Origin of the sequence: Glutamicibacter nicotianae (genome assembly GCF_006539525.1) — a bacterium.
In the GTDB taxonomy this organism is placed as follows: Bacteria; Actinomycetota; Actinomycetes; order Actinomycetales; family Micrococcaceae; genus Glutamicibacter; species Glutamicibacter nicotianae.
This window is the reverse complement of the sequence record NZ_BJNE01000004.1, coordinates 74,316-98,024: the sequence shown is the minus strand read 5'-3', so window position 1 is coordinate 98,024 and position 23,709 is coordinate 74,316. Positions and strand designations below refer to the sequence as shown.

21 protein-coding genes are annotated in these 23,709 nt (G+C 60.2%); 7 read left to right on the top strand and 14 right to left on the bottom strand.

Translation table 11 applies throughout. The features are described 5' to 3' along the window. Nucleotides 1-25 precede the first annotated feature (25 nt). Nucleotides 26-748, top strand: coding sequence for a YoaK family protein (locus tag ANI01nite_RS06690; protein WP_141356896.1), 723 nt, complete (start codon nucleotides 26-28; stop codon nucleotides 746-748). A gap of 61 nt (nucleotides 749-809) precedes the next feature. Here ANI01nite_RS06690 and ANI01nite_RS06685 read toward each other — a convergent pair whose 3' ends face one another. After that, on the bottom strand, nucleotides 810-2,216 hold the full coding sequence (locus ANI01nite_RS06685) for an amino acid permease (RefSeq protein WP_141356894.1): 1,407 nt from the start codon (nucleotides 2,214-2,216) through the stop codon (nucleotides 810-812). 186 nt (nucleotides 2,217-2,402) lie between these two features. Between ANI01nite_RS06685 and ANI01nite_RS06680 the strand changes: the two genes are divergently transcribed. Then, nucleotides 2,403-2,969 carry a histidine phosphatase family protein gene (locus tag ANI01nite_RS06680; protein WP_141356892.1) on the top strand — a complete coding sequence of 189 codons (567 nt, stop codon included), beginning with the start codon at nucleotides 2,403-2,405 and terminating at the stop codon, nucleotides 2,967-2,969. 6 nt (nucleotides 2,970-2,975) lie between these two features. Here ANI01nite_RS06680 and ANI01nite_RS06675 read toward each other — a convergent pair whose 3' ends face one another. The 5 genes from ANI01nite_RS06675 to ANI01nite_RS06655 form a co-directional block, all read right to left on the bottom strand. Continuing rightward, the gene (locus ANI01nite_RS06675) at nucleotides 2,976-4,040 is read right to left on the bottom strand and encodes an alpha/beta hydrolase (protein WP_141356890.1); all 1,065 of its coding nucleotides are present in this window, start codon (nucleotides 4,038-4,040) and stop codon (nucleotides 2,976-2,978) included. Between the two features lie 133 nt (nucleotides 4,041-4,173). Continuing rightward, nucleotides 4,174-5,811 (bottom strand): malate synthase A, encoded by a 1,638-nt coding sequence (gene aceB, locus ANI01nite_RS06670; protein WP_141356888.1) that lies wholly within the window; start codon nucleotides 5,809-5,811, stop codon nucleotides 4,174-4,176. A gap of 80 nt (nucleotides 5,812-5,891) precedes the next feature. Beyond that, nucleotides 5,892-7,205, bottom strand: coding sequence for an isocitrate lyase (gene aceA / locus ANI01nite_RS06665; protein WP_038993781.1), 1,314 nt, complete (start codon nucleotides 7,203-7,205; stop codon nucleotides 5,892-5,894). A 529-nt stretch (nucleotides 7,206-7,734) separates the two neighbouring features. Continuing rightward, nucleotides 7,735-8,337 (bottom strand): HutD family protein, encoded by a 603-nt coding sequence (locus ANI01nite_RS06660; protein ID WP_141356886.1) that lies wholly within the window; start codon nucleotides 8,335-8,337, stop codon nucleotides 7,735-7,737. Between the two features lie 9 nt (nucleotides 8,338-8,346). Beyond that, complete coding sequence (locus tag ANI01nite_RS06655; RefSeq protein WP_170214592.1) at nucleotides 8,347-8,904, bottom strand: AAA family ATPase; 558 nt, start codon at nucleotides 8,902-8,904, stop codon at nucleotides 8,347-8,349. Between the two features lie 299 nt (nucleotides 8,905-9,203). On the opposite strand from ANI01nite_RS06655, the gene ANI01nite_RS06650 reads away from it, so the two are divergent. After that, nucleotides 9,204-10,667: a helix-turn-helix transcriptional regulator gene (locus tag ANI01nite_RS06650; protein WP_174787673.1), complete on the top strand. Its 1,464-nt coding sequence runs from the start codon at nucleotides 9,204-9,206 to the stop codon at nucleotides 10,665-10,667. Nucleotides 10,668-10,677: 10 nt separating this feature from the next. Here ANI01nite_RS06650 and ANI01nite_RS06645 read toward each other — a convergent pair whose 3' ends face one another. The 3 genes from ANI01nite_RS06645 to ANI01nite_RS06635 form a co-directional block, all read right to left on the bottom strand. Next, nucleotides 10,678-11,340 carry an alpha/beta hydrolase family protein gene (locus tag ANI01nite_RS06645; protein WP_141356882.1) on the bottom strand — a complete coding sequence of 221 codons (663 nt, stop codon included), beginning with the start codon at nucleotides 11,338-11,340 and terminating at the stop codon, nucleotides 10,678-10,680. A gap of 56 nt (nucleotides 11,341-11,396) precedes the next feature. Then, complete coding sequence (locus tag ANI01nite_RS06640) at nucleotides 11,397-12,311, bottom strand: hypothetical protein (RefSeq protein WP_141356880.1); 915 nt, start codon at nucleotides 12,309-12,311, stop codon at nucleotides 11,397-11,399. A gap of 63 nt (nucleotides 12,312-12,374) precedes the next feature. Then, nucleotides 12,375-12,791: a GNAT family N-acetyltransferase gene (locus tag ANI01nite_RS06635; RefSeq protein WP_141356878.1), complete on the bottom strand. Its 417-nt coding sequence runs from the start codon at nucleotides 12,789-12,791 to the stop codon at nucleotides 12,375-12,377. A gap of 330 nt (nucleotides 12,792-13,121) precedes the next feature. On the opposite strand from ANI01nite_RS06635, the gene ANI01nite_RS06630 reads away from it, so the two are divergent. Further along, entirely contained in the window at nucleotides 13,122-13,412 is a 291-nt protein-coding gene (locus ANI01nite_RS06630; RefSeq protein WP_141356876.1) for a hypothetical protein, read from the top strand. Here the strand turns inward: ANI01nite_RS06630 and ANI01nite_RS06625 are convergent. From ANI01nite_RS06625 to ANI01nite_RS06615, 3 genes are all read right to left on the bottom strand, one after another. Then, the gene (locus ANI01nite_RS06625) at nucleotides 13,392-13,748 is read right to left on the bottom strand and encodes a VOC family protein (RefSeq protein ID WP_038992519.1); all 357 of its coding nucleotides are present in this window, start codon (nucleotides 13,746-13,748) and stop codon (nucleotides 13,392-13,394) included. The two genes, ANI01nite_RS06630 and ANI01nite_RS06625, sit on opposite strands and share 21 nt — an antisense overlap. Nucleotides 13,749-13,897: 149 nt before the next feature. Continuing rightward, nucleotides 13,898-16,456 (bottom strand): ATP-dependent Clp protease ATP-binding subunit, encoded by a 2,559-nt coding sequence (locus ANI01nite_RS06620; RefSeq protein ID WP_141356874.1) that lies wholly within the window; start codon nucleotides 16,454-16,456, stop codon nucleotides 13,898-13,900. 129 nt (nucleotides 16,457-16,585) lie between these two features. Next, complete coding sequence (locus ANI01nite_RS06615; RefSeq protein WP_141356872.1) at nucleotides 16,586-17,260, bottom strand: response regulator; 675 nt, start codon at nucleotides 17,258-17,260, stop codon at nucleotides 16,586-16,588. Between the two features lie 312 nt (nucleotides 17,261-17,572). Between ANI01nite_RS06615 and ANI01nite_RS06610 the strand changes: the two genes are divergently transcribed. Continuing rightward, a complete protein-coding gene (locus tag ANI01nite_RS06610; RefSeq protein ID WP_141356870.1) occupies nucleotides 17,573-18,757 on the top strand; it encodes a sensor histidine kinase in 1,185 nt (394 codons plus the stop codon). A gap of 350 nt (nucleotides 18,758-19,107) precedes the next feature. Then, a complete protein-coding gene (locus tag ANI01nite_RS06605) occupies nucleotides 19,108-19,728 on the top strand; it encodes a malonic semialdehyde reductase (RefSeq protein ID WP_141356868.1) in 621 nt (206 codons plus the stop codon). Between the two features lie 65 nt (nucleotides 19,729-19,793). On the opposite strand, the gene ANI01nite_RS06600 is transcribed toward ANI01nite_RS06605, so the two are convergent. Continuing rightward, on the bottom strand, nucleotides 19,794-20,999 hold the full coding sequence (locus ANI01nite_RS06600) for a hypothetical protein (protein ID WP_141356866.1): 1,206 nt from the start codon (nucleotides 20,997-20,999) through the stop codon (nucleotides 19,794-19,796). A gap of 323 nt (nucleotides 21,000-21,322) precedes the next feature. Here ANI01nite_RS06600 and ANI01nite_RS06595 point away from each other — a divergent pair, with 323 nt between their 5' ends. Continuing rightward, on the top strand, nucleotides 21,323-22,600 hold the full coding sequence (locus ANI01nite_RS06595; RefSeq protein WP_170214591.1) for an NAD(P)/FAD-dependent oxidoreductase: 1,278 nt from the start codon (nucleotides 21,323-21,325) through the stop codon (nucleotides 22,598-22,600). A gap of 103 nt (nucleotides 22,601-22,703) precedes the next feature. Here ANI01nite_RS06595 and ANI01nite_RS06590 read toward each other — a convergent pair whose 3' ends face one another. After that, nucleotides 22,704-23,558, bottom strand: coding sequence for an NAD-dependent epimerase/dehydratase family protein (locus tag ANI01nite_RS06590; protein WP_066143821.1), 855 nt, complete (start codon nucleotides 23,556-23,558; stop codon nucleotides 22,704-22,706). Nucleotides 23,559-23,709 lie beyond the last annotated feature (151 nt).

Sequence of the window (23,709 nt, the reverse complement as noted above, 5' to 3'; positions counted from 1 at the left end):
GCGATGGCGAGAGAAAGCGAGACAGGTGGCAAAGAATCTTCGATGGCGGGGGATCCTTTTCGCCGGGACGATTACGGCGATGGCAGGGTTCGTCGATGGTGTCGGATTCGTGCACTTCGGCGGCTACTTCCTGTCGTTCATGTCAGGCAACTCCACCCGTTCCTCCGCAGCTCTGATGACAGGAGATTTTGCCGGATGGGCCCTGGCCATGTCACTGGTCGGCTGCTTCGTTGGCGGCGTCATCCTCGCAACCCTGCTGACTCTCCGGCTGGAGAAGCTGCGCCGGCCAGTGGCCATGTACTTCAGTGCGGTACTGCTGCTCGCTGCGGCCATTTCAGGGCAGGCCCTGCCGCAGCTGACGGCGCTGCTGCTGGCCGCCGCCATGGGAGCGGTGAATGTTTCCTACACCCGTTCGGGCGAGGTTGCATTGGGCCTGACGTATATGACCGGCACATTGGTCAAGCTCGGCCAGGCGTTGGGCGGAGCAATCATCGGGCTGGCCACCGGCTCGGATCGTGGCGGCTACCGAATGCTATGGGCACGCTACGCACTGCTGTGGCTGATGATCACCATCGGATCGCTGGGTGGCGTCCTGGCCTATCTGCGGCTGGGTTTGGGCAGCCTGTGGATAGTTGCTGCCGGCATGCTTGCTTGGGCGAGCTTGGCGCTAATCCAGGAGCAGCGCGCATCCAGGGGCCCGGATGCTTCCCCGGGACCGCGGAACGGATCCCTGACCGAGATCGAGTAAGAAGAAAAAATATGCTTGGCTTTGCTATATGCGAAGCCAAGCATATTTTATTTCTCGGTGGTTAGCCCAGCAGCGAGTCGCTGTCCTGCTTGACCGGAGCCGCAGGGCGAACCAGCAGCTTGAAGAGCACGGCCAGGAGTACGAGCCAGGCGATGCCGGTGTACAGGGCTACGCGTGTAGCCGGGCTCAGGGCCAGGAGCACAACGACGAAGACCATGAAGGCCAACGCGATCCACGCGGCTACGGTACCGCCGGGCACCGCATACTCGCGGGCAACACCCGGTCCACGGCCCGCCGCGGCTTCCTTGCGCCGCATCGACAGGTACGAGGTCAGGATCATGATCCACACCCAGACGGTGGCGAAGGTGGCGATGGAAGCGATGATGGTGAAGAGCGCTTCGGGCAGCAGGGCGTTGAGCACCACGCCGACCAGCAGCACGATGGCCATGACGACCACGGTCATCCATGGCACGCCGTTGCGGGAGATCCGGCCGAACGATTTCGGGGCATGGCCGATTTCGGACATGGCGAAGAGCATGCGTCCAGCGCCAAAGGTATCGGCGTTGATCGCCGAGACGGCCGCGGTGATCACCACGGCATTGAGCACGTGGGCCGCGGCCGGGATGCCCAGTCCGTCGAAAATCTGCACGAACGGCGACGCCGAGCCGTCGATCTGGCGCCAGTCGAAAAGCATCATGACCACTGCCAGCGAAGCTACGTAGAAGAGCAGGATGCGCCACGGCACGGTGTTGATGGCAGCCGGAACCGACTTGGCCGGATCGTCAGCTTCGCCTGCGGTGATGCCGATGGTTTCAATGCCGCCGAAGGCGAACATCACCACGGAGAAGGATAGCAGCAGGCCCACGAAGCCATTGGGGAACAGGGTGCCGGCGCTCATCAGGGTGGCGAAGCCGGTAGCCGTTTCGGTCTCAGGGGTATTGAAGCCGAAGATGATCAGCGCCGCGCCGCCAACGATCATCGCGATAATCGCGGTCACCTTGACGATGGCCAGCCAGAATTCGGTTTCGCCGAAGACCTTCACCTTCATCAGGTTGATCGCGGCGATCAGCAAGACGATGGCCAGGACCCAGATCCACTGCGCGACCTGCGGGAACCAGAATCCCATGTAGATGCCGAACGCGGTGACATCAGCAATCGCGACAATGGCCATCTCGAAGGCGAAGGTCCACCCGGTGACGAAGCCTGCGAAGCGGCCAAGGTAGCGCGAAGCGTAGTGAGCGAAGGATCCGGACACCGGATGCTTGACAGCCATCTCGCCCATGGCGCGCATCACGATGAAAACGGCAGCGCCGCCAATCATGTACGCGAAGAGAACGGCAGGGCCAGCAGCCTGGATGGCAGAAGAGGAGCCGTAGAAAAGGCCCGTTCCGATAGCTGAGCCGAGGGCCATGAAGCGGATGTGGCGGGCAGTCAGCCCGCGGGCGAGAGACGCCTTTATTTCGTTCACGATAGTAATGCTCGGATCCTGTAAGGGGTGCGTTCGATGGGGCGGGCCCGTGCAAATGGCAGGACGCAGCCGTGAAAATCTTATGTGTTCCCAGGATTTTTGACGCACTTAAGTGTTGCAGATCTATCGTGAGCTTTGCCACCAGCCAGTACACGGGCCACTGGACCGGGTGGAAGAATGGGGGTCATGAAACTTGGATTCGTCCGCCACGGACAGACGCAATGGAATCTCGAAGGCCGCTTGCAGGGTTCAAGCGACATCCCCTTGAACGACACCGGGCGCGCCCAGGCCCGCGAGGCCGTCTCCGTGCTGGAGCCCGGCCAGTGGGATGCCATCGTCTCCTCGCCGCTGTCTCGTGCGCGCGAGACCGCGCAGATCATCGCCGACGGGCTTGGTCTTGAATTGGGCCCGAGCTATGACTTGCTGATCGAGCGCGACTACGCGCAGGGCGAGGGCATGGTGGAAACCGAGGCCCTGGCCCTGTGGCCGGATAAGCACGGCGGCGGAATCGAGCCGCTGGATTCGGTGGTCGAGCGCGGATTGCGCGCCATCGAGCAGATTGCCGCCGACTACCCTGGCATGAACGTCGCGGTGATCTGCCACGGCACCATTATCCGCTACACGCTCTCGCACTTCGCCGGCTACAAGCTGGACACCATCCGCAATGGCTCGGTAGCAATCATTGGCAATGAGTCCGGGTCCTGGCAGCTGGAACTGGTCAACGACCAGGTGCCCAACCGGGTAGCGGGCTAGGCCATGCTAGCTGCCGGAAGGAAGGATCCGGCGGATTGCGGAGGCCAGCTGCGAATCCCGTTGGCGGTTCTTGACCACCGCCAGCCATGAACCCAGCGCCATGTAGGCCTTGGAGCGGATCTTCGGCGAGGAGAGGAACACATCGTGCAGCGCGCCGGGCAGGCGCACCAGATGCAGTTCCCGGCCCAGATCAATGCTGCGCTGGGCAACGACCTGCACATTCAGCGCCACATCGGCGCGGGTAGCGGTGTCATGCCAGCGGGGCAGCAGGTAGTCTTCCGCCGAGAGCATCACCAGCGTGGGCATTTGCAGGTCCAACCCCTTCTTCACCTTGGCTTGCGCTGCGAAGACCGCAGAAATGAAACCTGCGGTGAGCTTGAAGCCGTTTGCTGGACGCCAGCCCAGGTCGTAGTCCCATTCCCCGGAGAACTGGCTGGAGACCGTGCGGGTGTAGAACCCGGGGTCCACGGTGGGCAACAGGCGGTGCGGGTTCCGGTTGCTGGCAGCCTGGACGATCCGGGCCAACGCGGTGCGCCCGATCTCGCTGGCCTGGAATTCCAGCCACGGGCTGTTCAACGCCAGCGCATCGACCTTCTGCGGGTTGACTGCCGCATACAGTGATGCGCTGAGCCCGCCGGTGGAATGGGCGAGCAGCACGAAGCGGGTTCCCGGATGCGCGCTGGAAATGATCCGATGAGCCGCGTCGAACTCCTCGAAGTACTCTTCCAGATCGGTGGTGAAGCCGGGGCTGCTGTGCTCGGCGATGCCCCTGGCCCGGTCCAAGGGCAGGTTCCGCCCATAGTGGCGCAGGTCCAGGGCGTAGAAATCCGCGCCGGCCTCGGAAAGGAACTCGGCCAGCTCGGACTGGAAGAAGTAGTCGGACCAGCCATGCACATAGAGCACCGCGATTCCGCGCAACGGAGGCGGCCAGCGCAGCGATCTGCGCGGACGGTGCCTGACCAGAGTCGCGGTGGAACCATCGGACATCGGCAGCGGCCGTTGCGAGAAATCCTCGCCAAGCAGGTCTGGCTGCCACAGGTCCTCGGCCGGGTTCTTGAACTGGAAGGCCATGGGTATAGCGTATCCACTTTTGCGCACGAAAAACGGCACTCACCCGTTGGAGCGGTTGCCAACTGGTGAATGCCGTTTCCCGCGGCCGGTGTTCAGGGACGACTGTTTCTTGCCGGCCAGGTCTGGCGGTTGCCTAGCCTGCCATTTCCAAGGTGCGCGCTGGTGCGTCCAGGTAGCGCAGGTAGGCGTTCTTGGTCAGGAAGGTCGGGAAGTCGTCGCGCAGTGCGCAAGCCTCGAAGATCTCCACGGCTTCCTCGAAGCGATCGCCTTCGAAGCGCTCCAGGGAATCCATGGTTTCCTCCGTCAGTTCCTGCACCCAGCGGCGGGTGATGATCTCGCCCTCGTCGGTGATTGCCGACTGGTGGATCCACTGCCACAGCTGCGAACGGGAGATCTCCGCGGTGGCGGCATCTTCCATCAGGTTGCGCAGGGCCACCGCGCCATTGCCGCGCAGCCAGGACTCGATGTAGCGGATGCCGATCTCGATGTTGTCGCGGATGCCGCGTTCGGTGATCTTGCCGGTCACGCTTTCCACGTTCAGCAGGGCAGCACCCGACACCTCCACATCTTCGCGGGTGCGCTGCAACTGGTTGGGGTTCTCGCCCAGCACCTCGTCGTACACCTCGCGGGCCACCGGCACCAGGTCCGGATGGGCCACCCAGGAGCCGTCGAAGCCGTCAGCGGCTTCGCGGGCCTTGTCCTCGCGGACCTTGCCGAAGGCCATCTCGTTGATCGAGGCGTCCTTGCGGTTCGGAACGAAAGCGCTCATCCCGCCAATGGCCGAAGCGCCGCGGCGGTGGCATGCACGCACCAGCTGCTCGGTGTAGGCCCGCATGAACGGTGCGGTCATGGTGACGGTGTCGCGATCCGGGAAGACGAAGCGCGGTCCGCGGGAACGGAAGCTCTTGATGATCGAGAAGATGTAGTCCCAGCGTCCTGCATTCAGCCCCGAGGAGTGCTCGCGCAGCTCGTAGAGGATTTCTTCCATCTCGAAGGCTGCGGTGATGGTCTCGATCAGCACGGTGGCACGGATGGTGCCGCGATCGATATCCATCAGGTCCTGGGCCAGGTTGAACACGTCGTTCCACAACCGCGCCTCCAGGTGGTTTTCCAGCTTCGGCAGGTAGTAGTACGGACCGCGTCCGGCGGCCAGCAGACGCTTGGCGTTGTGGAAGAAGTGCAGTCCGAAGTCCACCAGCGCACCGGACATCGGGGTGCCGGCAACCAGCAGGTGCTTCTCCGGCAGGTGCCAGCCGCGAGGGCGGACAACGATGGTCGGCAGCTGCTTCAAGTCGTAGGTGTTCAGCTTGTACTCGCGGCCATCAGGTGCGGTGAAGTCCAGTTCCTGATCCAGCACGCGGATCAGGTTGACCTGGTTCTTGATGACGTTTTGCCAGGTCGGCGAGGATGCGTCCTCCATGTCGGCCAGCCAGACCTTGGCGCCGGAGTTCAGCGCGTTGATGGCCATCTTGCGTTCGATCGGGCCGGTGATTTCCACCCGGCGGTCTTCCAGCCCCGGTGCAATCGGGGCCACCTGCCATGATTCATCGTCGCGGATTGCGCGGGTCTCGTCCAGGAATTTCGGATCGCGGCCGTTGGCAATGCGGGCCCGGTTGACCTGGCGGCGCTGCATCAGTTCGGCACGGCGCGGTTCGAATGCGGTGTGCAGGGCCGAAAGGAAGTCCAGGGCTTCGCTGGTCAGGATCTGCTCCTGGTAGCGAACGGGGGTAGCGGTAATGGTGATGTTGTTCAGGGTGATGGGGGAGTTCATGGCAGCGTCCTTAAAAACTTGTAAATGGTGTTGGTGCTAGCCGGCGCCTTTGCCGGCTAGCACCATCGACCCATCAGGGTCTAATGGAATTGGCCTTCTTCGGTGGATCCCACTAGGGCCAGGGTGGAGGCGTTGGGATTCAGCGCCGTGGAGATTGCATCGAAGTAGCCGGTGCCGACTTCGCGCTGGTGCTTGGTGGCGGTGTAGCCGGCAGCCTCGGATGCGAATTCGCGTTCCTGCAGCTCGACGTAGGCGCTCATGCCGTCCTTCGCGTAGCCCTGGGCCAGATCGAACATAGAGTGGTTCAAGGCGTGGAAGCCGGCCAGGGTGATGAACTGGAAGCTGAAGCCCATGGCACCGAGTTCGCGTTGGAACTTGGCGATGGTTGCGTCGTCCAGGTGCTTCTTCCAGTTGAACGATGGCGAGCAGTTGTATGAAAGCATCTGGTCCGGGAAGTCCTTCTTGACCGCTTCGGCGAACTTGCGGGCCAGCTCCAGGTCAGGGGTGCCGGTTTCCATCCAGATCAGATCCGAATACGGTGCGTAGGCCTTGGCGCGGGCGATGCATGGCTCGATGCCGTTGCGGACCTTGTAGAAGCCTTCGGGGGTGCGCTCGCCGGTGATGAATTCCTGGTCGCGCTCGTCGACATCCGAGGTGATCAGCGTTGCCGCTTCGGCGTCGGTGCGGGCGATGACCACCGAAGGGGTGCCAGCCACATCGGCAGCCAGGCGGGCCGCGTTCAGGGTGCGGATGTGCTGCTGGGTCGGGATCAGCACCTTGCCACCGAGGTGGCCGCACTTCTTTTCGGATGCCAGCTGGTCTTCCCAGTGGACGCCCGAGGCGCCCGCGGTGATCATGGATTTCATCAGCTCGTAGGCGTTCAGCGGGCCGCCGAAGCCTGCCTCGGCGTCAGCGACGATCGGGACCATCCAGTCCTCGACGGTCTGGATGCCTTCGGAGAATTCGATCTGGTCGGCACGCTGCAAGGCGTTGTTGATGCGGCGGACAACCTGCGGCACCGAGTTTGCCGGGTACAGCGACTGGTCCGGGTAGGTCTGGCCCGAGAGGTTGGCATCTGCTGCCACCTGCCAGCCCGAAAGATAGATGGCTCGCAGGCCGGCTTTGACCTGCTGCACTGCCTGGTTGCCGGTCAGTGCGCCCAATGCGTTGGTGTAGCCGCCGGTAGGGGTTTCCTCGGTGAGCTGCTTCCACAGCTTCTCGGATCCGCGCTTGGCCAGGGTGTGCTCTTCCTGGACCCGGCCCTGGAGCTTCACAACGTCTGCGGCGCTGTAATCGCGGGTGACGCCGGCCCAGCGGGGGTTGTTTTCCCAGTCGGTTTCGATGGCTGCGATGCGGTTGTCGATCGAGGTTTCGTTGGTGTTCTCGGTAGTCATTGCCTTGGCTCCTTCGCACAAGCTGCGGGTTCATGTTGATCGGAAGGTGATCTTGTGAACTTCTTCGTGACAACTACTTTTCCGCAGGGGCAAGGGGTTCACCAGAGGTTTTTTGAATTAAGATTTGCGGTTCTTCGCGAAAATGAAAATTTTTGGATTCTTGCTGCATTTGTGAGCCAAAGCATGGAAAGTTGGTGAAAGTGACCGATTTGGCTGCGAAGAAGAATGAAATTTAACTCAAACTTCGGGCAGCTGAAGGGTGAAGGGCCTCTCAGAACGGACCTTCGCAGAAGCCCATGAATCGCCGGTGAGCTGGCATTTCCGGTAATCCGCAGGTGCTGGCTCGCCCATTAGTTCGCCGTGGAACGAGCCAGGAAACGTGAAATGTCCGAGTTTCGGACGGGTCGCGGACGCTTTCGGATGAGCGATGGGGATTGCACTCATACCTCGGGATGGCTGGCCGGAGCCGCAAGAGGCGGGCGCGAAGATCCGCGGACCTTGCGAAAATGGGTAGGAGCGCTGGAACGGGTTAGGGCTGGTCGAAAGAGGCTACGGCCATGAAGCCGCGGCCCGAGATGCGTGGTTCAGCGGCATCGGAGCCTACGACGGTGTCGCGCAGATTCAGCTGCTGTTCGCTGTCGCCGAGCAAGAGCTTGGCAGAACCTTGAACCATGATGCCCAGCTGCCCGTCAAAGAGGTACTGCTCGCGTTTCTTGGACAGTTCCACAATGCGAACGGTGGCCCGCACCTGCGCCGGTTCGGCAGCCACGTGGACGATGAGCAATTCCTCGGCGGGCTGGCTCGCCTCGACGGGATTGCCGGTGTCGAACTTCAGGGGGCGCAGCGGTTCCAGTCCGTGTTGGTGCCCATCAACTTCCAGTTGCGCGAAGTCGCCGGCGATCAAGGTGAATACTTGAGCCGAGGGCGCCGGTGTGAAGCTTGCGGCTTTCTCTATGGAGCGAATCGACAGCTGCCAGGTGCCTTCGCGCGGGCTGCTGGGCTGCAAAGTTCCGTCCTGCGCCAGAGTGCCGCTGGCAATGAGCCGGATCTGGCCCAGCTCCCACTGCTTCTTGGTGCTCTGCGCCAATTCGAGGATGGAACCTGGTGCTAGAGATGCCTGTGCTTCGCTCATAGGATGAGTCTACTTGCCGGCGATCATGCGAAGCTGTTCAACCAATTGAGGTGTGGGTATCGAGGCATCAAGGATGATCCAGCCATGATGTTGCGCCAGGCGGAGGTATTCAGCTCGGCTCGCTTCAAGGTACTCCAAGCTTTCTTCGTCTGTGCCGCGGGTATTGATTCGCTTGAAGGCAAGGTGGGGATCCACATCGAGCAGGACAATTCTCGCCTCCTCGGTACTTTTCCGGGCAAGCCAGGGCAGGAGCAATCCGTCAGGATGTCCACGCAGGCGCCGCAGCACCAGCTGGCAATAAAGGTGGCGGTCCATCACGCTGAGCCCGGGGGAATGCGCGGCAATGAACGTGTTGCGTGCAACGTTGAAGCAGCGGATGGACGTTTCGAGGAAATCCTGGGTGAAGGTCGGGAAGGCGATTCCCGCCGCGCGGGAGAATTTGGTCAGCCAGCTTCGGGCGGCGACGTTTGCGAGCTTGCGTGCTTGAATGCGTTCGTTGCGCAACTGATGCACTAGGGTATCGATGCTGGTGCTCTTGCCTGCGCCATCCGTTCCGACGATGACCAATGTTTGGGGTGGGTCGTGGGCAGGGCTCGTGACGGGTAGCGGGCTGGTGGAAATTGCGTGCATGCTGCTCCTCGGAAAGCGTCTTTGAAGTTTCAACGTGTGTGCGGCAACGATGATTCCGCAGAACGGCTGTGTGTTTGATGAGAGAAGCTCGTCCCGGCATGAAAGAAGAACTGGAAAGTTTTGATGCCGAACTCAGGATGAGTCTAAGAATTACCGTCAAAAGCAGGAAGATCTGGAAAATTTCCTGGTTTTTGGCCTAATCTTGATATGTGACTGCAACCACATGGAATCGCTCAGTGAACTCAGCGGGCAACGACGCTGGCAGCGAAGATACGGAACTCGACTCCATCGCCCTAGGCCGGAGAATCCGTTTTCTGCGCAAAAGTAAGCAACTGACCTTGGATGATGTTTCGGCCCTGGTCGATACCGCGCCGAGCCAACTGTCGTTGATTGAAAACGGAAAGCGCGAACCGAAGCTCTCTTTGCTCAAATCCTTGGCAGGCGCTTTGGGAGTCGGCGTCGATGATCTTCTGGGGACCGAACCGCCATCGCGACGCGCTGCCTTGGAGATCGAATTGGAACGTGCCCAGCGCGGCCCCTTGTACGCTTCCTTGGGATTGCCGACTGTGCGCGTTGGCGCACGCCTGCCGATGGATGTTCTCGAGTCGTTGGTGGGTTTGCAGAATGAATTGGAACGCCGTTTGAATGAGCAGGCCGCTACCCCTGAGGAAGCGCGGCGGGCCAATACCGCGTTGCGCCATGAGATGCGCCAGCGCAATAACTACTACAAGGACATTGAGCAGGAAGCCGCCAAAGTCCTCGCGGCAGTTGGGCACGATGCAGGCCCGCTCTCGCATCATCGAGCAGCGGATATTGCCGAGCATCTGGGATTCAGCCTGCGCTTCGTGGGCAATCTTCCGCATTCCACGCGTTCGGTGACTGATCAGAAGAACAAGCGCATCTACCTGACCCAGACCAACCGCTCGGAACATGATCCCCGCTCGGTGCTGTTGCAGGCGCTAGGGCATCATGTATTGGGGCATAAGCCGCCAACCGATTATTTCGATTTCCTCTCGCAGCGCGTGGCGACCAATTATTTTGCAGCGGCATTGATGATGCCGGAGAAGTCCACGGTGGAGTACCTGCGGCGCGCCAAAGACAATCGTGAATTGGCCGTCGAGGATCTGCGCGATGCCTTCGCCGTGTCCTATGAGTCCGCGGCCCACCGCTTCACCAACCTTGCCACCGAGCATCTGGGAATGACCTGCCACTTCCAGAAAGTCCACGAATCAGGCATTCTGCACAAGGCCTATGAAAATGATCGGGTGAATTTCCCGGCCGACCACACCGGTGCCATTGAAGGGCAGACCATCTGCCGCTATTGGACAAGCCGAGTGGTGTTCGAGCAGATGGACAAGTTCCGCTCCTTCGAGCAGTACACCGATACCGTCAATGGAACCTTCTGGTGCACCGCACGCACCGAGCGTCACTCTTCGGGACTGTATTCATTATCCATTGGCGTGCCTTTTGAACACGTGAAGTGGTTCCGGGGACGCGATACCAAGGAACGCTGCCAGTCCACCTGCCCAGACGAGAATTGCTGCCGCCGACCACCTGCCGACCTGTCCAGCCAATGGTTCGGCAATGCGTGGCCTGCAACGCGTGCCAATACGCACCTGCTGGCAGCCATGCCGACCGGTGCCTTTCCCGGCGTGGATGAAACCGAGGTCTATCGATTCCTGGAAAAGCAGGTGGACTAGGGCTGCTGGGCTACGCGGTGTGCTTGGCGATGAAGTCGAGAGCAGGATCCGCGAGCCATGCGCCGTCCTGGGACACAGTGCGGCCGGAACGGGCGACCTTGAAGGAATGGTTGCCACCTTCGAACCAGGAAAGTTCGCTGTGCGAGTTCAGCTTGCTGACCACGTTCTCCATCTTTTCGGGGTTGGCAAACGGATCACGGGTGCCTTCGAGGAAGAGCATCGGCACTTCAAGCGGGTAAAGGTGCTCATCGCGCAGCTTCTCTTCCTTCTTCGGCGCATGCAACGGGTAAGCCAGGAAGATCAAGCCTGCCGATGGCATGCCCTCGGCAACTGCAAGCGAGGCGATGCGTCCGCCGAAGGACTTTCCTGCAGTGAAGATGGGCAGGCCCTCAGCAAGGTTTTCTTCCACCCAACGGCGGACTTGGTGCCAAACTGCAACCGCTACGGGAGACTTGTCGGGAAACTTCTTTCCGGCATCCATGTAGGGGAAGTTGAAACGCAGGACGCTGGCACCGAGATTCGCAACGGCTAGCGCAAAGCCAGCCATGAAGTCGTGATCCTTGCCGGCACCTGAACCGTGAGCGAGCACCACAACAGCTTTCGCATTCTCTGCGCGGTCCCAGAGGGCACTGAGCTCGATCTCGTCAAAGGGGATGGAAAATTCCTGCGTCATGGTTTCCAGCCTATCGGCTCGATAGGTGGCGGATGATTGTCCGGAAACCAGACGTACTAATTAATGGCCGTCGAGATCGTCTCTGTATGAGTATCAGCACCGTTTCTGGCGATGACGGTCAGTTTCTCGACCTTCTCGCCTTGAGCGGCCTTTTGGTTGATTCTGATACTCATATTTGAACCTACGAACACTGAAGCGGGAATGTCGTATTCACCATCGATCCATGGACCGTCTTCAAGGGTGACGACGAGTTCACCGAAAGCAGGAGACTCTACCTTCTCAACGTAGCCATGCGGATCGGTTGGCAAGCAATTGCGATACACCTCGAGCTCGGTGATTTCGCTGTGGCAGAAGGATTCGTACGTATCATTCATGGAGTCGAGCCACTGCACAATCTTTTCCTCGGCCCATGCTTTTCGATCCTTGGGATCAGCCCCGGTTCGTGCACGCGTGTAAGTTCCGGAATGCTTGCCATTCTCTGTTGCGAAAGTGACGGACTCGAGCTCTGGCGAAGCCTCGCCGACGCTCTCGAACATGATGAGTCCCATTGTGCGCAACTCATCCTCATTGGTTTCGTAGCTTTGCGGCATTTGAGTGCCAAATTCCATGCTGTTGTCCAAGAAGATATTGATGACGCCGGGGGATGGAGACTCCCAAGAAGCCATTAGATTGTAGGGATACAAAAACCCTTTTGTGGACTTGATACCGGAGTTTTCTTTCCACATCTCAATCTTGGAATCTGCCCAGGCTTGTCCTGAATTAACGTTGGCGTCGGCTTCAGCGACGGTAGCAGGACTGGTTTCAGCAGATTCAGCAGTTTCACGAAATGCTGCCGTGGGTTTCGCAGCTGGACTGGATTCAGCGACCGCAGATACCGTCGAATCAGCGGGCGCTGCTTGCTCAGGAGCGGCGCTGCACCCTGCTGCAAGCAAAGCCAACGATGATAAGGCAATAACCGACCTGGCGTGCATGAATAACTCCTCGCAAGTGATGAACGGCCAGTCTATATAGGCCAGGCCACGAGGAGCGATCTGTTAAGAGAATTTGGCGAAGAGCCGGATGACGCCGGGACGGAAGTCCGACCCCTCGGCGAGTCCCATGGATTCGTAGAAAGCCCGTTGCCCGGGTTCGTCATCGGTGATCAGGACCAGCTGGCGAACATGCTCATACTTCGCTTGAACGGCGGAGAACAAGGCGCGGCCTACGCCGGAGCGATGCGCAGACGGGCGCACCAGGATGTCCTGGACATAGCAGATGGTGGCGTTATCGGAGACCACACGCACAAGACCGACGAGCTGGTGTTCGTCATCGTAGGCATAGATCGCGCAGGCTGAATTCTTCAGGCCTTCGAAGAGCACCTCTGGCTGGTCTGTGTAAGCGCTCCAGCCGACCGAGTTGTAGAGCGAGAGCACTTCTTCTCCGGAAGGCACCTTGGTGGTAGAGAGTTCCATCGAGTCCTTTTACTGCTGAGGGGAAACCGGAACGATTTCGGCCTTGCTAAGCAACGGATGCTTGACCAGTTCTGCTTCCAAGGTATGGATAATGGCCTGGGCGGAGTTGCCTTATAGACGAATACCGGGCCATCGTGACGGTAGTAGACATCCTCGTGCCAACCGATGCTGCCGTCGCCCAAGGCATGCTGCAGCGCCCTGACGGTTGGCTCCAGATGCGCATCCGATTCGTCTGAGAGCCTGGTTCTCAGCAAAACGTACTCGCTGTCGCCTACGTCGGTGCGCTGGCCATCAATAATCAGCCAGGAACCCCGCCCCAACCCGCTCGCGGTGAGCGAAGAGAGCATCTTGGCAAACAGCTTTTTCGGATCGGAGGTGGTCACTTCGAGTTCAATGTCGCTGGAGATCGGTTCTTCGGCAGCGTCCAGCGTGGACTTGGCGTTGGTGATGGACCCGGAAGAATTGCATGCGGGCAGCAGCGTATCGATCAGGCCCGCCTCATGGTCTTTGCGCAGCCGTTCGGTCATTGGCTGGGCAAAATGGATGTGCACCCGGTGCGTTGAGGCTTCTGATGTTTTCCTGGCGAACAGCGACATGGCGTCAATCCTCGTGCGGGTCTGAAACGCAAAAGACGATGCCGTAGGGATCACGCAGTATGGTCCAGCCGAAAGAGGGATCGTCGGTGTGGTCCTCAACGCGGGTTGCGCCGGCGGCAACGAAACGGGCGACTTCCTGTTCACGGCTCGAGCCGGCTTCCAAATCCAGATGGACGCGATTCTTGCCTGCGGTTACCTCATCGACTTTCTGGAACCCCAGTCGCGCGCTGAAGCCAGGGACGCTGATCATCGTGAATCCCGGGTACTGGCCCAGATATTGCCCGCCCAAGACCGCCCTCCACCAGGCAGACGCTGACCGTTCATCAAGGGCATCGAGGGTGATCATTCCAATATTCGCCATGCTGACAAAGGTACCGCCAGTCTCTCCGCTTAGCTAGAGGCCGCCTGCAATCCGCGGTTCGACGAGGCCAAATGCGGAAAAGCAAAAGGCGCTGGTTTGGCTGGGATTCCAGTCCCAGCCAAACCAGCGCCTCAACTGGCGACGCCGACTCAGCTATCGAAGTAGCTTGGCGCATGCTCGCTGTGGGCAGGTGGCGTCGGCAGGTCGACTTTCTTCTGCACCTTCAGCTTGTCCGCGACATAGTCCACCGACACAGTATCGCCAGCGGCAAGCGCATCGCTGATCAGCAGGTCCGCAATGGCATCTTGCACCTTGCGCTGCACCAGCCGGCGCAGCGGGCGGGCGCCGAACTCGGGATCGTAGCCTTCGCCAGCCAGCCACTGCACGGCAGCGTCGCTCACCTCCAGCTTCAGCTCCTGGTCTGCCAGCCGCGCCTCGGTCTCGGCGATGACCAACTTGACGATCTGGCCGATTTCCGATGGCGAGAGCTTGGAGAACAGCAGCACCTCGTCCAGGCGGTTCAGGAACTCCGGACGCATGAACTCGCGCACCTTGCCCATGACCTTGGCGCGGACCTCGCCGGCTTCGCTGGCCGCATTCGCGGAAGTGAAGCCGAAGTTCCCGGCCTTGTTGGCCAGGTACTCGCCGCCGAGGTTGCTGGTCATGAGGATCAGCGTGTTGGAGAAATCGACGGTGCGGCCGGCCGAATCGGTCAACCGGCCGTCATCGAGCACCTGCAGCAGCACATTGAACACGTCCGGGTGGGCCTTCTCGATTTCATCGAGCAGGACGACCGAGTACGGGTTGCGGCGGATCTTCTCTGTGAGCTGGCCGGGCTCGTCGTGGCCGACGTAGCCCGGAGGCGCACCGATCAGGCGTGCCACGGTGTGCTTCTCCCCGTATTCGCTCATGTCGATGCGCACCAGCGAATCAGCCGAGCCGAACAGGTTTGCGGCCAGGGCCTTGGCCAGCTCGGTCTTGCCGACACCGGTTGGACCCAGGAACAGGAACGAGCCGATCGGGCGGCCAGCCGGGGACATTCCGGTGCGGTTCCGGCGAACGGCGCTAGCCACCGCGGCGACGGCATCGTGCTGGCCGATGACCGAAGCATGCAGCGAATCTTCCAGTGATGCCAGCCGCGCCTTGTCGTCGCCCGAGATGCGCGAGGTCGGAATGCCGGTGGAGCGGGAGATCACTTGCGAAATCTGCATTTCGTCCACCACGCGGGTCACTTCGGCATCGCCGGATTCCTCGGCGGCCTTGATCCGCGCGGTCATTTCCGCGATGTGGTCGCGCCATGCGCCAGCTTCCTCGAACCGCTCCTCGCCGATGGCGCGCGACTTCTCGCGTTCGGCATCCACCAATTCGGCGCGCAAGGACTGCACGTCTTCGGCATCTCCCGCGGCGATGGAGCGGCGGGCGCCGGCGATGTCGATCAGGTCGATGGCCTTGTCCGGAAGCTGCCGGTCGCTCAGGTAGCGGGCAGAGAGCGTGACCGCGGCCTTGAGCGCTTCGGGGGTGTACTGCACCTGGTGGTGCTCCTCGTAGGATTCGCGCAGCCCTTCCAAGATGGCCAACGCGGTTTCCTCCGATGGCTCGGCGACAGTGACCTTGCCGAAGCGCCGTGCCAGCGCGCTGTCCTTCTCCACCTTGCGGAATTCATCCAGCGTGGTGGCGCCGATCATGTGCAGCTCGCCGCGCGCCAGGCGCGGCTTGAGGATATTCGCGGCATCCATGTTTCCGGACTCGCCGGAACCAGCACCGACCAGCAGGTGCATCTCATCGATGAACAGCAGCACCTGGCCTTCGGCGGCGGCTACCTCGTCGAGCAGGCCGGTCAGCCGCTGTTCGAAATCGCCGCGGTAGCGGGTGCCGGCGAGCATGCCCGGAAGGTCCACCGAGATCAGGGCCGCATTGCGCAGCTGCGCTGGAACCTCGTCGTCGATGATGGCGCGGGCCAGGCCCTCGGCAATGGCGGTCTTGCCCACGCCGGCCTCGCCGATCAGCACTGGGTTGTTCTTGGTGCGGCGGGCCAGGATCTCGATTACCTGGTCCATTTCCTCTTTGCGGCCGATCACCGGATCGATCTGGCCGTCGGCCGCGAGCAAGGTCAGATCGGTTCCGTAGCGTTCGAGCATGGACACGTCGGACTCGGCATCGTTCTGGTTCTGGGCATCATTGCTGCCCCGCTGGGCCTGCTCCATGGCAGCTTGTTGCAGCGACTGTCCGGTGACGCCATGCTGGGCCAAGAGCTGGCTGACCGGTGATTCCGGATTGAAGACGAAGGCCAGGAAAAGGTGATCCGGGTCGATGTAGGTCGAGCCGTAGTTACGGGCAACCTGATAGGCGTCAAAGAGGCTGCGCTGGGCTGCCGACGAGAGGCGGGACGGCTTCTCGTCCCGCTCCTGTGCCTTGGGCATGCGTGCGATGGCGTCGGCACTCAAAGCCTCGATGTCGATTCCCATGGCGGTCAGGTGCTCGCCAACTGGTTCGGTGCGCAGCAGAGCCATCAGCAGATGCAGCGAATCGATCTCGTCATGGCCGTGCTCTTGGGAAATCGCCGCCGCGGTGGCTACCGCTTCGTGGGTACGGGCAGAAAGCAGACGCGTGATGTCGATGGGGCGCGCAGCTTGAGCTCGCGACGACAGGAACCGAGAGAGGAATTCCTCAAACGAGCCATCTGATGGTGCGCCGAAGAATGCTGGCAAGTGAGCCTCCTATTAGAAACTTGAGCGGTCTATGCTCATGTTCAACGCATACGGCGCGCAAATATTCCCGGACCAAGCGGGAGAGGTGTCAAAGAGGTTGAGTTCACACAAATGGCAGGCAGCCAGCGGCTAGTCTTTCGGGATTTCGATGAGTCCCATGCGGGCGGCGGCAACCAACGCCTGGACCCTGTCGCGAACATCCAGCTTAACGAAAATCTTGGCCATGTGGGTTTTAACCGTTGTCTCGGAAATAGCCAGAGTTCTTGAAATCTCGGTGTTGTTTAGCCCCCGGGCCAGCAGCTTTAGAATTTCGAATTCCCGATTGGTGATTCCCAGATCATAGGCAAGATCTTGAATGTCTTGGGAATTGTCGCGGTAAGCCTCGCGAACGGCAGAAACGAGATCGGAAGAAACTGACGGGGAAATGGCTGCCGTTCCTTGATGAACGGCATGAACCGCGCGGATAATTTCATCCGGTTCAGAATCCTTGACCAAGTATCCACTGGCCCCAGCGGTCAGAACAGGAACCAGATATTCATCGGAGGAAAAGGCGGTAATAGCAAGCACAGATGGGCTGTCTTCGACGGATTTGATGGCTTTGGTAGCACTAACTCCATCCATAATTGGCATCTGCAAATCCATGAGCACAACGTCTACTTGATGGTCCTTGCAATATTCGACGGCGGCCCGCCCATTTTCAACAGAATTAACCGTTACAATTCCGCTATCTATTGCTAGGATTGTGCCCAACGCATGACGAATAAGGGGTTCATCATCGACGATAAGAACCTTGATCTTTTCCACTTGATTCCTTTGATCGATGGTGAAGTCCCTGCGACGTCCTGCTCACCTGAAAGTATATAAGTAGACGTGATGGGGGTTTGTTATGAAAGGTCTTAAAATGCTGGCAATCGCCGCATTGGCACTGTCGCCTGTAGCAGTGGTTGCTGCTCCGGCCTCCGCTGCTCCGGCATCGGCCATTAACGGCGGTTCGGTTGCCACGCCTGCTGGTTGGGGCACGGATTTTGCTGATTGGTTCTGTCGGAACTACGGAGTGGCCTGCCCCTAAGGCATCGCCATTTGACTTGATTGACATCGCCGTGAATCATTCGGCATATGAATGAACGACTCAAAGGCACCCTGGCCAGGCTTTTCGCTGGCCGGGGTGTCATTGTCTGGGTAGGGATCGTGGTGCTGCTGGCCGTGTCCAGCAGCGAGGTCATCACCCTCCTGCAAGATGGCCTCGCAGATTCGACGGACCGTTCCGTTCGAGGCGCCCTGGTGGGCCTTGGGCTCTGCGTCATCCTCTTCCTAGGACTGCGCTGGACCGCTGCCTCTCTGGGCCTGTTCGTTGCCGTGGCATTCTTCTTCCTGGCTGATGGCGTGATGTTCTTCTGGGCCATCGTGTCCTTCATGGCGTTTTCCGCATTGGCGGCCACTGCTTCGGCGCGCAGCATCCGCGCCGCCTACTTGACCCTCTGCCTGGCGTGGGCCGTGCAATTCGCCTTCCAAGCGCATAACGACGCTGTGCTTCTGATCGCGATTGTGCCCTTGGCAGCCATGGCCTATGTCGTGACGCGAAGCATCTACTTGCTGCGAGAGAAGAATGCCGTTGCGCAACAGCAAATGCAAACTGTCGAAGAGCAGACTCGTCTTGCTGTCGACCGGGAGAGAAAGAACATCGCCCGGGACCTGCACGATATTGTCGCCCATGACATAACGGTTGTGGCCATGCAGTCGAAGGCCGCGAAATTCGCCAACGATGGGCAGAAGGCTCTTGAAGCGCTCGATATCATCGCCAAACTGAGTACGGAAACCTTGCATGACTTGCGCCTGATGCTCAATGTCCTGAGGGCCGACGGAACCATGGCTGATTCTTTGTCCCGCAGCAATGACAAGCCGGCCGCTACAACTGTGTATGCGCTTCAGGGCGCCGAACTTTTTGTCCAGAGGCTAAAGGATGCAAATTTCAAGGTGAGCTCCACCACGGATGAGAAAATTTCCGAATTGCCCCGTTCTGCCCAGACTGCGATTTACCGCGTCATGCAAGAAGGTACAACGAATGTGATAAAGCACGGGGCTTTAGGCGCGAAGTGCACTTTCAGCCTCACGGTCGTCGGAGCTGAAGCTGTCCTGGAAATTACTAATCAGATAGAGAATTCTGGCAAGAAAGCGAGTGGCCTTCCGGAGGGCGGGACGGGGCTGATCGGCATGGGCGACAGAATGCGGGCATTCGGTGGAAAGTTTGCAACCGATGCCAAAAATGGTGTTTGGAGACTGCGCGCGAGTATCCCGTTCTGACTCCTGCCCTCCTACTAAAGTATGATTTCGGAATTTTGCAGGACGCGATAAGTTAGACATGTATCGGTGAAGACCGATCACCGAGAAGGTACTCGGTGGTGTTTTGCGAGTGGCATCACTGAGGATCCAAGGGTGATTAAAAGGTACGTTGCATTGCGTAAACGGACTGATCTTTCATCGGCGCTGTGCCCCCATCGCACGCCGCTGTCTGTCAGTAATGCAACGTACCTTTTATAACTTAACTCCAGACCACAGTTCTGTGCTCTGACTCACATCTTAGCTTGGAATTGGCTTGAAGGACGTGGCGTTGTGCCTAGGGAGAGAACTTCCCGTCTTGAAAGCGAGTCCGCATGAGCGTCCAGGCAGAAACCAACCTTTACGAATCGATGGCTATCGGCCAGGCAGCCGCAGATCAGCTGTTCTTCGAAGCCCGCAGCGCCAATTCGTTCAGCGATGAACCGGTGACCGACGACGTGCTGGACGCAATCTATGAGGCCATGAAAATGGGGCCGACGATGATGAACAATCAGCCGTTGCGCATCACCTGGATCAAGAGTCCTGAAGCGCGTCAGGCAGTAGCGAGCACCATGCCCGGAAGCAATGCCGCGAAGGCGCTTTCGGCACCTGCCTTGGCTGTTCTATCGTTCGATACCGAGTGGCACGAGGAATTCGCGAATTTCTTCCCCCACGCTCCGGAACGCAAGGAGATGTTCCAGGACGCTGGAGTCCGCACCGCAGTGGGCAGCAATAATGCGTGGCTGCAGGCTGGCTACTTCATCATGGCTGTCCGCGCAGTTGGTCTGGCGGCTGGCCCGATGGGTGGCTTTGACAGCGATGCGGTAGATGCCGCGATTAACGCAGGCAACAACCATAAGTCCTTCCTGGTCGTCAATGTTGGCAAGCCGGGCGAGAACCCATGGTTTGATCGCCTGCCACGGCATGACGCCGAGTTGGCGACGCGCAGCATCTGATCGATGATTCAACGACGAAGGTGCGGGAACTTGATCGTTCCCGCACCTTCGTCGTTTTTGGAGCCCTAAGCCTGAGGATCTGCTGCTTCTTCGGCGCCCTTCAAGACGTGATCCGAAACCTTGGCCAGAGCGCGTTCCAGCGAAGAACGCAAGACAACGGGAACCGTGATCTCGTCGTTGATCTCGACAAGGCCTTCGCGTTCGAAAACCCGCAGCAGTGACTCGACCTGGGGGACCACCTCTTCGAGGCTGGCAATCAGGTGATGCTGCTCGGCGGGCAGGTCTTCTTCGGTTGGAACCTGCAACGCAAACTCGGCACGCGGCGGGGTTGATGACGCGGCATTGCTCAATACGCCGGCTACCATCTCGGCGATCTGCGCCTTGCCAGGCTCCTCCAAGGTGTTGATCAGGATATGCGAATAGAGAACCTCGGCAATCAACTCCTTGACCAGGCGTGCGCCTTGCCCGCTGGAGGCCAGCAGTGCATCGCTGAGCGACTCCGTGGGGGTCGCGTTCGGTGCCTCGTAGCGCAGCATGGCCGTGCCGATCAAGGCATCCCAATATGCCGACAGGCGTGGAACGTCGGCCAGCGACGAAACAACCGTGCCGTCTTCCGGCTCCCACTGGGAATCCTCTGGAATGCCGGCTGACTCATCTACCTTGACGAATAAGCCAAGTGCGCCGGCTGCATCCTGCAGCGTCTGGCCGGTGAGCACTCCAGCAGGGGTCGTTGGCTTGCCTTCGCCAACCCAGTCGATCAATTCGCGAGCCGCGAAAACGAAAGGCATCGCTTCGAGGTTGCCGTTGGCCTCGTCATCTTCGAGGTAAGGGGCCACAATTGGCGAATCCCCGGCCATGCGGGAGAGGAACTCGAAGGTCTGCTTGAACTCATCCACGCTTCCGCCGAAATTAGCGGTCGTGCCCAGGAAGGTCAGGTAATGCTTGAGGATCGCAGCGCTGGCTTCCGAAACTTCCTTGCCCAGCGAGGTCAGGTGGCCGAGCTGCTCGCCCAGAATCGTCGGATCCAGGGTTTTGACGTCAACGCTCTTGCGCAGCTGGGCATGAACGGTCAGCAGGGTGGTCAGGCCTTCCAGCGCTGCACGGGTCTCGCTGGCTGATTGGCCCTCTTCATGGAAGTGGCGGAAGAGCGAGGACTTGAATGGCTGAAGAGCTTGGCGCACTTCCGACTCGAAAGGCACGTTGCTGGCGCCGGTACGGCGGGCTGGGTGGCCCTGGGCAGGCTTCTTCTTGGCTGGTTTACGTGAGGCCATAAGTGTGGTGCGGTTCCTTAGAAATGGCTGATCGGCAGGGTTGGCAAATCGCTTGCCTCCAGTCTACGCAGGACGCGATTCGGCAAAAGTTCCCGTTGCGCCATGGTGACGCAGTCAATGGGGAAAGTTGTCATGCACGGCCAAGTCTTTGTTGGAAATTTGGGGTAAGCCATAATTTTCCGCAAAAAGAGCGAACTTGGCGCCACTGTGGTGGCGCTCACCGTCGAATCGTCAGCACGCGTTGATTTTCCCTGGGGATCGCGCGACAGTGAACACATGCGGGCTCGTGTGGAGAGCCCGCCGAAATGCTAGGAGAGTGGATCATGGCTGGAGGAAACGTGCCAGATCATGTAGTTGTTGTGGGCGCCGGCTTTGTTGGACTGTCGACCGCGTGGTATCTGCAGGAAGCGGGCATTAAAGTCACCGTTGTGGACCGTGGCGGCGTCGCATCCGGATCCTCTTGGGGCAATGCCGGCTGGCTGACCCCGGCCCTGACCCTGCCTATCGCCGAGCCGTCGATTTTCAAGAACGGCCTGAAGATGATGCTTGACCCTGCATCGCCGCTCTACATCCCGCTGAGAGCCGACGCCAAGCTGCTGCGCTTCCTCATCGGCTTCGCATGGCACTCGACCCCGAAGAAGTGGGAAGAAGCCATGCGGGTCTTCTCGGAAATCGGCGCAACCGGTCTGGATGCCTTTGACGAAATCGCGCAGTCGACCACAGCAGGACCTGGCGTGCAGGAGCTGACCAAGCCCGCTGAACCATTCTTGACCGGTTTCACCTCGCTCAGCGACCGTGATGCGCTGCTGCACGAATTCGAAATGATCGAGAAGACCGGCGGCAATGTCGAGTACGAATTGCTCACCGGCGATGAGCTGCGCGGCATTGAACCGACCCTGTCCAATAAGGTCGCTGCCGGTGTGGCCATCAAGAACCAGCGCTACATCAACCCGCCGAAGTTCATGGATTCGCTGGCCGAGTCCGTGATTGCCCGCGGAGGCGACATCATTGGCGCGTTCAATGTCACTGATGTGCGCGACAACGGCGGTTCGGTCACCGTCATCGGTTCCGAAGGCCGTGCAATCACCGCGGATCACGTGGTGCTGGCAACCGGCGCGTGGATGACCGACATGGCCAGCAAGTTCGGCGTGAACGTCGTGGTCCAGGCGGGCCGCGGCTACTCGTTCACCGTTGAGCCAGAGGACATGCCAACGCATCCGATCTACTTCCCGACCCAGCGCGTTGCCTGCACCCCGCTGGGCGATCGCTTCCGCATCGCCGGAACCATGGAGTTCCGCGACGCCAACCACAAGCTGGAGCCGAAGCGCATCGAGGCCATCGTTGCCGCGGCGACCCCGGTCTACAAGGGCATCAACTGGGAGAACCGCAAGGAGGAATGGGTGGGCGGACGCCCATGCACCGCCGACGGCCTGCCATTGATCGGCCAGACCGCATCTTCGCGGGTTTCGGTCGGTGGCGGCCACGGCATGTGGGGCGTTGCCCTCGGCCCGCTGACTGGCAAGATCCTGGCCGCCCAGATTGCCGGCCAGCAGGTTCCCGGCATTGCCCGGCACTTCAACCCATTGCGCAAGGGTTTCTAGGCGTTTCGGTCCACACCCGGAACGAAATAAGGGAACCGGCTTGCGGTGCATCGTTCAGATGCGCCGCAAGCCGGTTTGCTTTTATTGCTGTCCTTATTGCCCTTTACGGATGTCGGACTGACGTCCCGGCAAGGATCGCGCGGTAGCCCTCTGCATATCCCGGATACTGCAGTTCAAGCCCGCTGGCGAGCAGCCTGGCATTATCGAGCCTGCGGTCGGCGGCCCTTCGAGCCGGGGCCTGTCCCGCCATGTCCGGCTCCGGAAGACCAAGTTCCTTGGCCAGGAACTGGTAGACCTCGCCCAACTGGGCGGGGGTGCTGTCGCTGGCCAGATAGAGCCCGGCAGCATGCTCGCCCAGCCCGGCGACGTGGACAATCGCCGCTGCCAGATCATCGCGGTGGATGCGGTTGGTCCAGTGGGACTGCGTTGGCAATTGAGCGGTGCCCGCGCGGACTTGGTCAATCAAGCGCGTGCGGCCCGGACCGTAGATCCCGGAGGCCCGCAGGATGGTGACCGGCAGGCCGCTTCCGGCGAGCGCCTCCTCGGTTTGCGCAAGAACCTTCGCGGTGGGGGTGGCTGGTGACAGCGGCGCCGATTCGTCGACGAGCTCTCCGTTGCCGCCGCCCATGACCGCGGTGGAGGAGACATAGATTAGCCGGCGAAGAGCGGGGCATTGCGTTTCCAGCCGGGAAACCAGTTCCTGGGCGACCTGCAGATAGCTGCGCGTGTAGCCCTCGGCATCGCGGGTTGCCGGTACGGGGGTGAGCACGGCGATCTCGGTGCCGGGATCAATGCTTGGCCACTGGGACGCATCGAGCAGATCTGCGCTGTGCCCGTCGAATCCGGCGGGCAGCTTGCTGCTGTTGCGCCGCCAAGCGGTGATGCGATGGCCCGCCTGCTCGAAGCGCAGTCCGGCCTCTGTGGCGACATCTCCGCAACTGACAAGTAAAACTTTCACGAGACTCCTTGGGTGAGAGATGTCCTTGGAGGCGGATCCTCCTACCCATAGGATAGAACCTCCAGATCCATGCGGCATGTGCGAAGGGACGGGGTGCAGGTGCGGTCGTCAGTGCGTTGCGTCCTGTTCTGCGTGATTGCGCTGCTATCCA

Bases quoted from the DNA above. Each gene is read 5' to 3' on its own strand.
- ANI01nite_RS06675 (WP_141356890.1), bottom strand. From the start codon at position 4,040: ATGGCCTTCCAGTTCAAGAACCCGGCCGAGGACCTGTGGCAGCCAGAC.
- ANI01nite_RS06635 (WP_141356878.1), bottom strand. From the start codon at position 12,791: ATGGAACTCTCTACCACCAAGGTGCCTTCCGGAGAAGAAGTGCTCTCG.
- ANI01nite_RS06625 (WP_038992519.1), bottom strand. From the start codon at position 13,748: ATGGCGAATATTGGAATGATCACCCTCGATGCCCTTGATGAACGGTCA.
- ANI01nite_RS06680 (WP_141356892.1), top strand. From the start codon at position 2,403: ATGAAACTTGGATTCGTCCGCCACGGACAGACGCAATGGAATCTCGAA.
- aceB (WP_141356888.1), bottom strand. From the start codon at position 5,811: ATGAACTCCCCCATCACCCTGAACAACATCACCATTACCGCTACCCCC.
- ANI01nite_RS06645 (WP_141356882.1), bottom strand. From the start codon at position 11,340: ATGACGCAGGAATTTTCCATCCCCTTTGACGAGATCGAGCTCAGTGCC.
- ANI01nite_RS06610 (WP_141356870.1), top strand. From the start codon at position 17,573: ATGAATGAACGACTCAAAGGCACCCTGGCCAGGCTTTTCGCTGGCCGG.
- ANI01nite_RS06660 (WP_141356886.1), bottom strand. From the start codon at position 8,337: ATGAGCGAAGCACAGGCATCTCTAGCACCAGGTTCCATCCTCGAATTG.
- ANI01nite_RS06640 (WP_141356880.1), bottom strand. From the start codon at position 12,311: ATGCACGCCAGGTCGGTTATTGCCTTATCATCGTTGGCTTTGCTTGCA.
- ANI01nite_RS06595 (WP_170214591.1), top strand. From the start codon at position 21,323: ATGGCTGGAGGAAACGTGCCAGATCATGTAGTTGTTGTGGGCGCCGGC.
- ANI01nite_RS06605 (WP_141356868.1), top strand. From the start codon at position 19,108: ATGAGCGTCCAGGCAGAAACCAACCTTTACGAATCGATGGCTATCGGC.
- ANI01nite_RS06600 (WP_141356866.1), bottom strand. From the start codon at position 20,999: ATGGCCTCACGTAAACCAGCCAAGAAGAAGCCTGCCCAGGGCCACCCA.
- aceA (WP_038993781.1), bottom strand. From the start codon at position 7,205: ATGACTACCGAGAACACCAACGAAACCTCGATCGACAACCGCATCGCA.